Annotated in this window: 15 protein-coding genes; 13 read left to right on the top strand and 2 right to left on the bottom strand. The window is 68.4% G+C overall.

Annotation, left to right across the window (positions count from 1 at the left end):
* Positions 1–13: 13 nt before the first annotated feature.
* A complete protein-coding gene (gene glmM / locus CXY79_RS09745) occupies positions 14–1,375 on the top strand; it encodes a phosphoglucosamine mutase (protein WP_104100938.1) in 1,362 nt (453 codons plus the stop codon).
* A gap of 295 nt (positions 1,376–1,670) precedes the next feature.
* Here the strand turns inward: glmM and coaA are convergent, their stop codons facing one another.
* Positions 1,671–2,627, bottom strand: a complete 957-nt coding sequence (gene coaA / locus CXY79_RS09740) for a type I pantothenate kinase (RefSeq protein WP_104100937.1) — start codon at positions 2,625–2,627, stop codon at positions 1,671–1,673.
* 33 nt (positions 2,628–2,660) lie between these two features.
* Between coaA and glmS the strand changes: the two genes are divergently transcribed.
* The 10 genes from glmS (at position 2,661) to CXY79_RS09690 (ending at position 10,631) form a co-directional block, all read left to right on the top strand.
* Positions 2,661–4,511, top strand: a complete 1,851-nt coding sequence (gene glmS, locus CXY79_RS09735) for a glutamine--fructose-6-phosphate transaminase (isomerizing) (protein ID WP_104100936.1) — start codon at positions 2,661–2,663, stop codon at positions 4,509–4,511.
* A 59-nt stretch (positions 4,512–4,570) separates the two neighbouring features.
* Positions 4,571–4,927, top strand: a complete 357-nt coding sequence (locus CXY79_RS09730) for a holo-ACP synthase (protein ID WP_104100935.1) — start codon at positions 4,571–4,573, stop codon at positions 4,925–4,927.
* A complete protein-coding gene (gene alr, locus CXY79_RS09725) occupies positions 4,924–6,102 on the top strand; it encodes an alanine racemase (protein ID WP_104100934.1) in 1,179 nt (392 codons plus the stop codon). Before CXY79_RS09730 ends, alr begins: the two co-directional genes overlap by 4 nt.
* Positions 6,102–6,623, top strand: coding sequence for a tRNA (adenosine(37)-N6)-threonylcarbamoyltransferase complex ATPase subunit type 1 TsaE (gene tsaE, locus CXY79_RS09720; RefSeq protein ID WP_104100933.1), 522 nt, complete (start codon positions 6,102–6,104; stop codon positions 6,621–6,623). Before alr ends, tsaE begins: the two co-directional genes overlap by 1 nt.
* A 155-nt stretch (positions 6,624–6,778) precedes the next feature.
* Positions 6,779–7,411 (top strand): tRNA (adenosine(37)-N6)-threonylcarbamoyltransferase complex dimerization subunit type 1 TsaB, encoded by a 633-nt coding sequence (gene tsaB, locus CXY79_RS09715; RefSeq protein WP_104100932.1) that lies wholly within the window; start codon positions 6,779–6,781, stop codon positions 7,409–7,411.
* On the top strand, positions 7,411–7,923 hold the full coding sequence (gene rimI, locus CXY79_RS09710; RefSeq protein ID WP_104100931.1) for a ribosomal protein S18-alanine N-acetyltransferase: 513 nt from the start codon (positions 7,411–7,413) through the stop codon (positions 7,921–7,923). Before tsaB ends, rimI begins: the two co-directional genes overlap by 1 nt.
* The gene (gene tsaD, locus CXY79_RS09705) at positions 7,920–9,032 is read left to right on the top strand and encodes a tRNA (adenosine(37)-N6)-threonylcarbamoyltransferase complex transferase subunit TsaD (RefSeq protein WP_104100930.1); all 1,113 of its coding nucleotides are present in this window, start codon (positions 7,920–7,922) and stop codon (positions 9,030–9,032) included. Before rimI ends, tsaD begins: the two co-directional genes overlap by 4 nt.
* A 139-nt stretch (positions 9,033–9,171) precedes the next feature.
* Complete coding sequence (locus CXY79_RS09700) at positions 9,172–9,540, top strand: DUF4190 domain-containing protein (RefSeq protein ID WP_104100929.1); 369 nt, start codon at positions 9,172–9,174, stop codon at positions 9,538–9,540.
* Between the two features lie 97 nt (positions 9,541–9,637).
* Positions 9,638–10,201 (top strand): DUF4190 domain-containing protein, encoded by a 564-nt coding sequence (locus CXY79_RS09695; RefSeq protein WP_104100928.1) that lies wholly within the window; start codon positions 9,638–9,640, stop codon positions 10,199–10,201.
* Positions 10,202–10,220: 19 nt separating this feature from the next.
* Positions 10,221–10,631, top strand: coding sequence for a DUF4190 domain-containing protein (locus CXY79_RS09690; protein WP_104100927.1), 411 nt, complete (start codon positions 10,221–10,223; stop codon positions 10,629–10,631).
* 25 nt (positions 10,632–10,656) lie between these two features.
* Here the strand turns inward: CXY79_RS09690 and CXY79_RS09685 are convergent, their stop codons facing one another.
* A complete protein-coding gene (locus CXY79_RS09685) occupies positions 10,657–11,856 on the bottom strand; it encodes a methyltransferase domain-containing protein (protein ID WP_104100926.1) in 1,200 nt (399 codons plus the stop codon).
* A gap of 127 nt (positions 11,857–11,983) precedes the next feature.
* On the opposite strand from CXY79_RS09685, the gene groES reads away from it, so the two are divergent.
* Positions 11,984–12,280, top strand: a complete 297-nt coding sequence (gene groES / locus CXY79_RS09680) for a co-chaperone GroES (protein ID WP_066597535.1) — start codon at positions 11,984–11,986, stop codon at positions 12,278–12,280.
* Positions 12,281–12,381: 101 nt separating this feature from the next.
* Positions 12,382–13,311, top strand: coding sequence for an EamA family transporter RarD (rarD, locus tag CXY79_RS09675; protein ID WP_104101025.1), 930 nt, complete (start codon positions 12,382–12,384; stop codon positions 13,309–13,311).
* Positions 13,312–13,342: the final 31 nt, after the last annotated feature.

Raw genomic sequence — 13,342 nt, 5'->3', positions numbered from 1 at the left:
GCACCGTAGAAAAATGCCTCGACTATTTGGCACGGACGGCGTCCGGGGTCTGGCCAACCGTGATCTCACGGCTGGCCTGGCTCTGGCCCTCGCCCAGGCCAGTGCGGCGGTCCTGACTCAGGGCCGCCGCGCGGAGTTGCGTCGCGCAGAGGGCCGTCGGCCCGTTGCGGTGCTCGCCCGGGATCCTCGGATCTCCGGTGAATTCATTTCGGCCGCGGTCGCGGCCGGACTGGCGAGCTCCGGTGTGGACGTGCTCGACGCGGGCGTCATTCCGACGCCCGCCGCGGCTTTCTTGATCGCCGATATCGGCGCAGACTTCGGCGTGATGATTTCCGCCTCGCACAACCCCGCTCCCGACAACGGCATCAAGTTCTTTGCCTTCGGGGGAACCAAACTTCCCGACGACGTTGAGGACCGCATCGAAGAGCACCTGTCGCTCGACATGCTCACGCCGATCGGCGGAGACGTCGGTCGCATCAGCCGCTTCGCGGACGCCGAGGACCGCTATGTCGTGCACCTGCTCGGAACGCTGCCGCACCGCCTGGACGGCATCCACGTCGTGCTCGACTGCGCGCACGGCGCCGCCGCCGGCGTATCGCCGCAGGTCTTCACGGATGCCGGTGCCACGCTCACGGTCATCGGAGCCGACCCCGACGGCAACAACATCAACGACGGGGTGGGCTCCACCCACCTCGACAATCTCTCCCGTGCCGTCCTCGAGGCCGGTGCCGACGTCGGAATCGCCCACGACGGCGACGCGGACCGGTGCCTGGCCGTCGACCGCGACGGCAACATCATCGACGGTGACCAGATCATGGCGATCCTCGCTGTCTCCATGGCCGAGCGCGGGGTTCTGAAGGACCGCACGCTCGTGGCCACGGTGATGAGCAATCTCGGTTTGCGTAAGGCCATGGCGGCCAACGACATCCGCATGATTGAGGCCAAGGTCGGCGACCGGTACGTGCTCGAAGAGCTCAACGTCGACGGGCTGTCCCTCGGCGGCGAACAATCCGGTCATGTGATCATGACCAAGTTCGCCACGACCGGTGACGGCATCCTGACCGGGCTGCACCTGGTCGCCGAAATGGCACGCACCGGCAAGACCCTCGCAGAGCTCGCCTCGGTGATGACGGTCTACCCGCAGATCCTGGTCAACGTGCGCGGCATCGACCATCACGGGCTGAAATCGAACGAGGTCATCGCGGAGGCTATCCGTGCCGCTGAGGCCGAGCTCGGGGACACCGGACGGGTGCTGCTGCGACCGTCGGGCACCGAGCCCATGGTGCGCGTCATGGTAGAAGCGGCCGATCAGGGCACCGCCGACCGGCTCGCGAACGAGCTGGCCGACATCGTGCGCCTGCAGCTCGCCCTCTAGAGAGTTCTCGCCGCGGCCGCACCCTCGTTCTCGGCCGCGGGCCCCGCGCCCTCGTTTTCGGCCGCGCCCCGCGCGCCCGCTCCGCCCCGCGCCCCTGACGAATTCGACGGAGATTGTGGCCGAATCGTTCCGAAACAGCCACAGAAACCGGCTTTTCGTCAAAATCTCCGTCGAATTGGTTCACGGCCGGAGTGCCCGGACGTCGAGGGTGCCCGCACGTCGAGGGTGCCCGCACGTCGAGGGTGCCTGTGCGGTGACACCCGGCGGAGCGCACTGTGCGGTGACAAACGGCGGGTCACACCTTGCGCAGCAGCACCTTGGAGACGGAGTGGTTCGGATCCTTGCGCAGCACGAGGGTCGCCCGAGAGCGGGTCGGACGGATGTTGCGCAGCAGGTTCGGTTCGTTGATCTCGGTCCAGATTTCCCGGGCCCGGCTCCGCGCCTCGGCCTCGGTCATACTCGCGTACCGGTGGAAGTACGACTTCGGATTACTGAATGCGCCGCGCTGCAGCTTGAGAAAGCGCTCCTCGTACCAGCGAGCGATGTCCTGCGTGCGGGCGTCCACGTATACGGTGAAGTCGAAGAGGTCGCTGACGGCGAGGCCGTGGCCCGGTCCGGGCGGCTGCAGCACGTTGAGACCCTCGACGATCAGGATGTCCGGCTGCCGCACCACGATCTGGGCGTCGGGCACGATGTCATAGCTGAGGTGTGAGTAGAACGGCGACCGCACTTCGGCGGCACCGCTCTTGACCGCGGCCACGAAGCGTAGCAGGGCCCGCCGGTCGTAGGACTCGGGGAACCCTTTTCGGTCCATCAGGCCCCGGCGGGTGAGTTCGGCGTTGGGCAGCAGGAAACCGTCGGTGGTCACCAACTCGACCCGCGGGGTGTCCTCCCAGCGGGCCAGCAGCTCCCTCAGCAAGCGGCCGATGGTGGACTTGCCCACCGCGACCGATCCGGCGACCCCGATCACGAACGGCGTGCGCTGGGCGCGCTCCCCGAGGAAGTCGCTCGTGGCGCGGTGCAGCTGCCGTGCACCGGCGGCGTAGAGGTTGAGCAGGCGGCTGAGCGGCAGGTAGACATCCGTCACCTCACTGAGGTCGAGCGGCTCACCCAGCCCCCGCAACTGCACGATCTCCGTCTCCCGCAGCGGAAGCCGGGTGGTTGGCGCGAGGGCGGCCCAGTCAGCCCGGTCCAGTTCGACGAAAGGAGTGCTGTGGCCGTTGTTCCAGGGACTCGCAACCGGATCGGACATTTCACCGAGCTTACTCGGACTAATATCGCAGTCATGTGTGGAATCGTTGGTTACGTCGGAGATAACAAGAGCGTTCAGGTCCTGATGGGAGGTCTGCGGCGACTCGAGTACCGGGGGTACGACTCCGCGGGGATCGCTGTCATCGACAGCGAGGGTGCTCTCAATACCGCTAAGCGAGCGGGCAAGCTGGCCGTTCTGGCCGCCGAGCTTGAGGCGAACCCGATCAATAATGGGAACACCGGGATCGGACACACTCGGTGGGCCACCCACGGGGCGCCGAATGACGTGAATGCGCACCCGCACCTGGGTGACAACGGCAAGCTGGCCCTTATTCACAACGGAATTATTGAAAACTTCTCCGTGCTCAAGGACGAACTCCTCGCCGAGGGATTCACCTTCGAGAGTGAGACCGACACCGAGGTCGCCGCGATCCTGCTTGGCCGGGAATACCAGCGCGTCGGCGACCTGGGCGAAGCGTTCCGCGCTGTCGTCTCCCGCCTCGACGGTGCCTTCACCCTGCTCGCCGTCCACCAAGACCAGCCCGGCATCGTCGTCGGCGCCCGCCGCAACTCCCCGCTCGTGATCGGCCTGGGCGACGGAGAGAACTTCCTCGGCTCCGACGTCGCCGCTTTCGTCGAGTACACCCGCCGCGCGGTCGCCATCGGCCAGGACCAGATCGTCACGATCACGCCGGACCTCGTCACCGTGACCGACTTCGACGGCAACGCCGTCGAAGTGGAAGAGTTCGACATCGCCTGGGATGCCTCCGCGTCCGAGAAGGGCGGCTGGTCCAGCTTCATGGCCAAGGAGGTCTCCGAGCAGCCGGATGCCGTGCGCAACACCCTGCGCGGGCGCATCCATGAGGGCCAGGCCGTCGTTCCCGAGCTGACCGAATTCGGAGACGACGTGCTCGCCGGCATCCGTCGCATCGTGGTCGTCGCCTGCGGCACCGCGGCGAACGCCGGCTACGTCGCCAAGTACGCCATCGAAAAGTGGACCCGGGTTCCGGTCGACATCGAACTCAGTCACGAGTTCCGTTACCGCGACCCGGTGCTGAACCCCGAGACCCTGGTCATCTCGATCAGCCAGTCCGGCGAAACCATGGACACGCTGATGGCGGTCAAGTTCGCCCGGGAAGCGGGTGCGAAGGCCATCTCGATCTGCAACACGCAGGGTGCCACCATCCCCCGCGAGTCGGACGCCGTCATCTACACCCACGCCGGCCCGGAGGTCGCCGTGGCCTCAACGAAGGGCTTCACCGCCCAGATCGCCGCCCTCTACCTCTTCGGCCTGCACCTGGCCCGGGTGCGCGGCAGCCTCAGCGAAGCCGAGTGCGCCGTGCAGATCGCCGAGCTCCAGGCCATCCCGGACAAGCTGGCGACCACGCTGCTGCAGGAGTCGACCGTGCACGAGCTGGCCACCTGGATGGCCGACACGCGTGCCGTGCTCTTCCTCGGCCGCCACGTGGGCTTCCCGATCGCGCTCGAGGGTGCGCTCAAGCTCAAGGAGCTCGCGTACATCCACGCGGAGGGCTTCGCCGCCGGTGAGCTCAAGCACGGCCCGATCGCGCTGATCGAGCCCGGCCAGCCGGTCTTCGTCGTTGTGCCGAGCCCACGCGGCTCCGCGCACCTGCACCCCAAGGTGGTCTCGAACATCCAGGAGATCCGGGCCCGCGGCGCGCGCATCATCGCGATCGCCGAAGAAGGGGATGTCGCGGTGCTGCCGTTCGCGGACACCGTCATCCGCATCCCGCTGGCCTCGCCGCTGTTCGAACCGCTCCTCGCGGTCGTACCGCTGCAGATTTTCGCCATGGAACTCGCCACGGTGAAGGGCCTCGACGTCGACCAGCCACGCAACCTGGCGAAGTCCGTCACGGTCGAGTAGCGCCAGTCCTCGAGTCGGAGTAGCCGGAGGGTGCAGCACAGGGTGCAAGGGTTGACCGGATGATCCGGGGCATCGGGGTCGACATCGTCGACCTCGCTCGCTTCGAACGGCAGGTCTTGCGCACGCCTGGGCTTATTCCTCGGCTTTTCACAGAAGCCGAGCGCGGGTTGCCGATGCACTCCTTGGCCGCGCGCTTCGCGGCCAAGGAGGCACTGATCAAAGCGCTCGGCGACAGTGCCGGCGCCAGCTGGCAGGAGATGGACGTCGTGACCGACGCGCACGGCAACCCGGGATTCGTGCTTCACGGGGCTACCGCGGCGGCACTGACGGCCCGCGGCATCGACACAGTGCACTTGACCATGACTCACGACGCCGGGGTGGCCTGTGCGTTCGTGGTCGCGGAGGGCGGGGCATGACCGGATACCGCGAGGCCGTCGTCGACCTGGGCGCGGTCTACGCCAACGTCGCGCACCTCAGGCAGGTGGCCGGCACCCCGCACCTGATGGCCGTCGTCAAGGCGAACGCCTACGGCCATGGGGCAGTGCCGGTCGCCCGCACCGCGCTCGCCGCGGGCGCCGACTGGCTCGGGGTGGCCGACGTCGACGAGGCGCTCGAGCTGCGGGCCGCCGGCATCGACGCGCCCGTCCTGGCCTGGCTGCACGATCCGGATGCCGATTTCACCGTCGCCATCACCCGGAGCATCACCCTCGGGCTGTCCTCGGCGCGGCAGCTGCGCCAGGTCGCCGAGGCCGCCGCCGCTCTCGGTCGCGTGGCCGACGTGCACCTCAAGCTCGAGACCGGGCTCAACCGCAACGGCGTGAACGAACCGGACTGGGCCGAGACGTTCGCTCTGGCGGCCCAGCTCGAGCAGGCCGGCCGCCTGACCGTGACCGGCATTTTCAGCCACCTGTCGAATGCGTCCCCGGTCGACGACGCCGAGGCGATCGAGCGCTTCGAACGCGGTGTCGCTCTCGCCGCCGACACCGGGCTGACCCCGTCTCTGATCCACCTGGCGTCCACCGCGGCGGCGCTGCGCGTGCCGGCCGCCCGCTTCTCGATGGTGCGGGTGGGCATCGGCATCTACGGTCTGTCGCCGTTCGCGGACCAGACGTCGCAGGATTTGGGCCTCACCCCGGCGATGACGCTGCGGGGGCGCGTCGCCGCCGTGCGCCGCGTGGCTGCGGGGGCCGGGGTGTCCTACGACTACCTGTGGCGGGCACCGGTCGACGGCTACCTCGCCCTCGTGCCACTCGGCTACGCGGACGGCGTGCCCCGCCAGGCCTCCGGAACCGCGTGGGTCGACATCTCTGGACACTCGCATCCGCTGGTCGGGCGCATCGCGATGGATCAGTTCGTCGTCAGCGTCGGCCAGGAACGCGTGACGGTCGGCGACGAGGTCGTACTGTTCGGCAACCCGGAGACCGGTGTGCCGAGCGCGACCGACTGGGCCGACGCCGCCGGCACCATCAACTACGAGATCGTTACCCGGATCGGCCGCCGGGTTACCCGCAGCTACCGGAACGCGGTCGACGGCGCGGCGGGCGGCACGCGGCCCGGCGGCGGCGTTCGGCCCGGCGGCGGTTCGCGCTGATGCGCGCCGTCATCCCCGACGCCGACAGCATGCACGAGTTCGGCCGCACGGTCGCGGGGCTGCTGCAGGCCGGCGACCTGATCGTGCTGACCGGGCCCCTCGGCGCCGGAAAGACGACCTTCACCCGCGGCCTGGGGGAGGGTCTGCAGGTGCGCGGCTCGGTCACCAGCCCCACCTTCGTGCTGGCCCGCACCCACCCCAGCACGATCGGCGGACCCCCGCTCGTGCACGTCGACGCCTACCGGCTCGGAAGCGCCCTCGAGCTGGATGACCTCGACATCGATTTCGTTCGGTCGATCGTCGTGGTCGAGTGGGGTCGCGGGATGCTCAACGGTATCGCCGACTCCTGGCTCGATATCGAGATCGAACGGCCCGTCGGGGCCTCGCAGGCGGCCGCATCCGTCGTCGCCGACGAGGCCGAGGTGCTTGACCTCGACGAGCCGCGCACGGTCACGGTCACCCCGCACGGCCCCCGCTGGCCGAACGAATTCGACGGAGATTTTGCTCCTACAGGCCCATAGTGGGCCCGATCCGGCTCCAGAGCCCAAAATCTCCGTCGAATTCGTTCAGGGCGGCCGACGAGCAGGCCTGGCGGAGCAGGATCGGCAGCACAGCGCGTCGGCGGCACAGCGCATTAGCGGCACAGCGCATCGGACACAGCGAATAGGCTGGTGAGGTGCTTCTCGCCATCGATACTTCCGCCGGAACGAGCGTCGCGGTCGTGGATCTCGCCCAAGGCGTCATCGCCGAACACGCCACCGACGACACTATGCGCCACGCCGAGGTGGTCGGCCGCCTGATCGCCGACTGCCTCAGCGACGCGGCCGTGCCGATCAGCGGCCTCTCCGCGGTGGTCGGCGGCATGGGTCCCGGCCCCTTCACCGGTCTCCGTGTGGGCATCGCCGCCGCGCGGGTCTTCGCGCTGGGCGCCGGGGTGCCCTTCGTGCCCGTCGTCAGCCACGATGCGCTCGCCTTCGGCCGCTACCAGGCCGGCCACACCGGCCCGCTCGTCGTCGTCACCGACGCCCGTCGCCGCGAGGTGAACTGGTCCGTGTACAGCGGGGCGGATGCCGTGGGTCTCCCGATCCGGGTCGACGGTCCTGGTGTGGCCCGGCCAGCCGTGCTGCGGGAGCCCGGCTGGGCGCACGCTGGGGTGCCCCGCTTCGACGCGGTCGCCGTGTCCGCCGGGGAGCTGGGGCAGGTTGCCGAGCTGATGTGGGCCCACCAGCGCCCGTTCGCCGCCGACACGGCGCTCTACCTGCGCTCGCCGGATGTCACCGTGTCCAACGGCCCGAAACGGGTGAGTTGATGATGTGGCAGCTGCGGCGCGCCCGAGCCGCCGATGTGGACGCCATCATGGCGCTCGAGACCCGTATCTTCGTCAACGACGCGTGGTCCGCCGAGGCGATGGCCCAGGACGTGGTCAACCCGAACTGCTACTACCTGGTGGCCTTCCCCCCCGATGAGCCCGACCGGATCGAGGGCTACGCCGGGCTGCAGGCCCTGCAGGGAGCGCGCGAGGGCGACATTCAGACCATCGCGGTCACCCAAGAGGCCCGCGGCCACGGCCTCGGCCGAACCCTGATGCTCAGCCTGATCGCCGAGGCCCGGAAGCGGGGCGTGCGCGAGGTGTTCCTCGAGGTGCGCGCCGACAACCCGCCGGCCCAGGAACTCTACCGCCGACTCGGCTTCGAGGAGTTGGGCATCCGCCCTGGCTACTACCAGCCCGACAACGTCGACGCGATCGTGATGCGACTGCACGTGCCTGACGCCGAGATGCAGATGACACCGGCAGAGGCCGCACTGGAGGCCACCGAATGACCGCCCTGAACGCGCAGACCACCCTGAACGCGATGACCGCGCAGAACCGCGCCAACCCGCTCGTGCTCGGCATCGAGACCTCCTGCGACGAGACCGGAATCGGAATCGTGCGCGGAACCACCCTGCTCTCCAACACGATCGCGTCGTCGATGGACGAACACGCCCGCTACGGCGGAGTCGTGCCGGAGGTGGCCGCGCGCGCACACCTTGAGGAGCTCGTTCCGGCGATCCGGGCGGCCGCGCTGGAGGCCGGCATCCGTTTGAAGGACATCGATGCGGTGGCCGTGACCTGCGGCCCCGGTCTGGCCGGCGCGCTCATGGTCGGGGTCGGCGCGGCCAAGGCACTAGCCATCTCGCTCGGCAAACCGATCTACGCGGTCAACCACCTCGTCGGTCACGTCGGGGCCGATGTGCTTCGACTCGGCGCAGACGACTCCACGAAGCCGCTGGAATACCCCACCGTTGCGCTTCTCGTCAGCGGCGGTCACACCTCACTGCTGCTGGTGCGCGATCTGGTCTCCGACGTCGAACTGCTCGGCGAGACCATCGACGACGCGGCCGGCGAGGCCTTCGACAAGGTGGCCCGCCTGCTCGGCCTGCCCTACCCGGGCGGACCCCAGATCGACCGGGCCGCGCGGGAAGGCAATCCCGCGGCCATCCGTTTCCCCCGCGGTCTCAGCCAGACCAAGGACATGGCGAAACACCGGTACGACTTCTCGTTCTCCGGGCTCAAGACCTCGGTCGCGCGCTGGGTCGAGCAGAGACGCGACGCGGATGAGTCGGTGCCGCTGGCCGACGTGGCCGCCAGTTTCCGAGAGGCGGTCGTCGACATCCTCCTGACCAAGTCAGTCGCGGCCTGCGTCGACCTCGGTGTGCCGAGGCTCCTGCTCGGGGGCGGCGTGATCGCCAACGCCCGGCTGCGTCAGGTGGCCCAGGAGCGCACGGATGCCGCCGGCATCGCCCTGCGCATCCCGCCTCTGTCGCTCTGCACCGACAACGGCGCCATGATCGCCGCCCTCGGGGCGCAGCTGATCATGGCCGGGCATGCGCCTTCGTCACTGGAGTTCGGGGCGGACTCCACCCTTCCGGTCTCCGAGATCCAGGTCTGAAACCCCCTCCCACCGGTATTTCGCCACCGGACGGGTATTCTAGCTTCGGCAGGCGACGTTTGTTCGTGCGATCAACACCTTGTCCGGCTGGGAGCCAGATTGGCAGCCCAGATGCACCATTCCCGAAGGAGCAATCGACATGACCGACCCCAACGAGCCGCCGGTTAACCCGCCCATGTTCCAGCCGCCGGCGGCGCAGGCCGCTCCGGCCTACGCCCAGCCGGGCTACCCTCAGCCCTACGCGCCGCAGGGCCCATCCGAGAAGTACAACGTGCTGTCCATTGTGTCGCTCGTGACCTCGGTGCTCGGGATCTCCCTGGTCGGCATCATCACCGGCCACATCGGTCTGAGCCAGATCGGGAAGACCGGAGAAAAGGGACGGGGACTCGCGATTGCCGGCCTCATTGTCGGCTACGCCGGCCTGGCGGCTCAGCTCCTGGCCGTCGTCCTGCTGATCCCGTTGATGATCGCGATCGCGAACGACCCGACCCTGCTCAATACCTACTGACCCGGTGGCCACGGGCAGAAACCCTGCGCGTCGATGACCCGTGACCCGACATGCAATTAGCGACGCCACCCCGTCGTCCGGAAAGGAATGAATTCGCATGAGCGATTCCAACAACCCCAGCAACTCTGACGTGCCCCGCGTGCCTGACGTGCCCCAGGTGCCCGGCGTGCCGGAGGTGCCTGACGTGCCGCAGGTCCCCGATATCCCGCGCGACGAGCAGGGGGCGTCCGCCGCCCCGCCGGCGTACAACGGCCCGACCCCGTCGGCCTCCGTCCCGCCCGCCTACGGCGCCGCGACCCCGCCGCCCGGCTACGGCACCCCGGCGATGACCCAGGCGCCTGCCCATGGCGACGCGTATTCGTCGCCCTTCGGTGCGGTCGCCGCGAAGCAGCCGATTTTCAGCATCTTGGCGCTGGTCGCCGGCGTTATCGGCGTGCTCGGCTCGCCGATCGTGTTCCTCCCGATTGTGGGTGGCATCCTCGGACTGTTCATCCCCGCCGCCGCGGTCGTCCTGGGCTTCCTCGGTAAGTCGAAGGAGCCGCAGGCGAGGGGCTTCTGGCTGACCGGGCTGATCACGGGGTTCATCGGCGTCGGTCTGGCACTGGTCAGTATCGTGATCTGGTCTGTCTTCTTCGCCACCATCCCCAACTCGTCGTACTGAGCGGAAGATAGCAGCGGGGATGGTTGGGGAGGAACGGGACTGGTCCCGCAACGATGACTTCCGGGTCGACCTCACCCGGCCTCCGGCGCCCGCTCCGGGGGAGCTGGACTACGCGTCGACCATCACAGCCCCTACCGAATGGGTGCCGTACGTCTACACCGACAGCGAGCTGACCGCGCAGGCAGGCCAGGGCGGGCTGTCCATCGCATCGCTCGTCTTCGGGCTGCTGGGGCTGCTGATCGCGGTCTTCGGCGTCTGGGGTGCGGCGCTCTCCCTGGCCGCGGTCGTGCTGGCCGTGATGGCCCGCGTGACCGAGCGCCGTGCCGGCACCGCGTGGGCCTACGGGCTGTGGACCGGGCTGGCCGGGCTGGTCCTCGCGGTCGGGTGGGTGTCGATCGTCACACAGGTGCTGACGGTCGTGCCCGGCTGAGCCATGCTGTCCTTCGCCGCTGGCCTCAGTCGAGTGGCGGAATCCGCTCCACCAGCAGAGCCACCCGGTGGCCGGCGGCCCGGGTGAGCACGAGCGTCGCCGACTCGGGGCCCTTGAGCTTCAGTCGGGTGCGCAGGGTGGCCGGGTCGACGTCCACGCCGCGTTTCTTGATCTCGAGAGTGCCGATGCGGCGTTCTTGTAGGCCCAGCCGCAGCTTCTTCTCGTCGACCGGCAGCACCTCGAGCACCCGGAATGCGGTGGCGAAGGGCGTGCGTTGCAGGGTCTCGGAGGTGAAATACGCGATCCCCTCGCTCAGCATCGACGCGTCGAGCGACCGGGCCAGGTCCCCGATCAGACGGGCACGGATGATCGCGCCGTCCGGCTCGTACAGGTAGTCACCCAGCACTCCCACCGGGGCATCCGTGCTGTCGTGGGGCGCGGTCAGTTCGTGGATCCCGGTCCGGCCGAGCAGCAGGGCGGAGCGACGGATGCCGGCGCGCGCCAGTGCTCCGAACCACAGCCCCATCTCCACGAGCTTGCCGTCCACGGAGACCCACTGCGACTCGGCTTCCGCGGGGATCAGCTCGCGGTCGTGGCCCGGCCCGAGCTTGACGCCGACGGGCATCCGCTCACTGAGACCGAAGACAAAATCGAGGTGCGGGGAGTAGTCCTCCGGCCGGGTCAGGCGCGAGGTGTTGGAGTGCCCGGCGGTGCGCCGGGCCGGGTCGAGCCAGGCGGCGTCGAAGCCGGCCAGGTCGACGTCTTCCGCGGACGAGTGCAGAACGCTCGCGTTCTCGAACGGAGCCAGGTTGTAGCTGGCGACGGTCGCGGTCACCTCGTCGGCGTCCACCCCCGTCACCGTGAGGTCCATGGCGGCCAGGGCCATGGCGTCGCCTCCGATGCCGCAGCCGAGGTCGACGACCCGGTTCAGGGACGCGCCCGCGAAGCGGCCGGCGTGCAGCGCCGCCACCCGCAGCCGGGTGGCCTGCTCGAGGCCGGCCTCCGTAAACAGCATGCGGCCGGCGAACTCGCCGAACTTGGGCACGGCCCTGGCTCGGAGCCGGGACTGGCTGAGCACCGCGGTGACCAGCTCGGGGCTGTGTCCGGCCTTGCGCAGTTCGCTCACCACCCGCACGACGTCGGCGGCCGCGTCGTACGGCGGCAACGAGTCCAGCAGGCGCAAACCGCCCGGCGATAACAGCTCGACGAGCTCTGAGCGTTCCATCGTGTAAACCTATCAACACGACGCATCTGGCACTCACGTTGCGTGAGTGCCAGATGCGCCCTAAACTCGTCTTGGCACTCTCGCTGTGAGTCTGCTAACTATGTCTTAGCTAAGAAAGAGGTCAACCGTGTCGGTCTCCATCAAGCCGCTCGAGGATCGCATCGTCATCAAGCAGGTCGACGCAGAGCAGACCACCGCATCAGGTCTGGTCATTCCTGACACCGCCAAGGAAAAGCCCCAGGAGGGCGAAGTTGTCGCAGTCGGCCCCGGCCGCATTGACGACAACGGCAACCGCATTCCACTCGACGTCGCCGTCGGCGACAAGGTGATCTACTCCAAGTACGGTGGAACCGAAGTCAAGTTCGGTGGTGAGGACCTCCTCGTCCTGTCGGCCCGCGACGTGCTCGCAGTCGTCGTTCGCTAGCCACACCCACGCAACGGTAGAATCCCGGATGGCCCTGGCCATCCGGGATTCGTCGTTAAGAAAGGTCCGCTGTGGCGCAAGACGCTCTTCCACCCGGGAAAATCCGCGCGGCCCGCCCGGCGCGGTCGGAGCAGAGCAAGGGACTGATCTACGCGGTCCTCGCCTACGCCCTCTGGGGCACGCTGCCGCTCTACTTTCTGCTCCTCGCGCCCAGTGGTGCCTTCGAGATCGTGGCCTGGCGGGTTCTCTTCTCCCTGGTGTTCTGCGCACTGCTGATCACGGTCACGCGCAAGTGGAAGTCCTTCCTCGCGCTGTTGCGGAGGCCTCGCATCGTGTTCACCATGGGTCTGGCCGGCCTGCTGATCTTCGTCAACTGGCAGACCTACGTCTTCGCCGCCCTCAGCGGCCACGTGGTCGAGGCAGCCCTCGGCTACTTCATCAACCCGATCGTGACCGTGTTCCTCGGCGTCATTCTGCTGCGCGAGAGGCTGCGCCTGCTGCAGTGGGTGGCCGTGGGAATCAGCCTCGGGGCCGTCGTCGTGCTCACCGTCGGCTACGGCTCGCTGCCGTGGGTGTCGCTCATCCTCGCGTTCTCGTTCGGATTCTACGGATTGATCAAGAAAAGGGTCGGCCGCGACGTCGATGCCGTCGCCGGACTCACCCTCGAAACGGTCTGGCTCGCACCCATCGCCGTGGTGCAGCTGATCGTGGTGGCCTCTGTCTCCGGTCTCACCTTCGGAAGCGTGTCCATCTGGCATACCGTGGGGCTGCTGGCAGCAGGTGTTGTGACCGCTGTGCCGCTGTTGTTCTTCGCCGCCGCGGCCCGGCGCCTGCCTCTGACATACATGGGTCTGATCCAGTACTTCGCTCCGATCCTGCAGTTCCTGGTCGGCGTCTTCGTGCTGCTCGAGCCCATGCCGCCCGAGCGCTGGGTCGGTTTCGCACTGGTCTGGGTGGCGCTGGTCGTTCTCACGACCGACATGGTCCTCACCGGACGCGCGCCCCGGCGTGCGTCCCTTGAACCGGTCTGAGCCCCGCTACGCTCGGGGACGCACCTCGTAT

The organism is Cryobacterium sp. M96 (assembly GCF_002929845.1).
In the GTDB taxonomy this organism is placed as follows: domain Bacteria; phylum Actinomycetota; class Actinomycetes; order Actinomycetales; family Microbacteriaceae; genus Cryobacterium; species Cryobacterium sandaracinum.
This window is presented reverse-complemented; position numbering and strand designations above follow the sequence as displayed.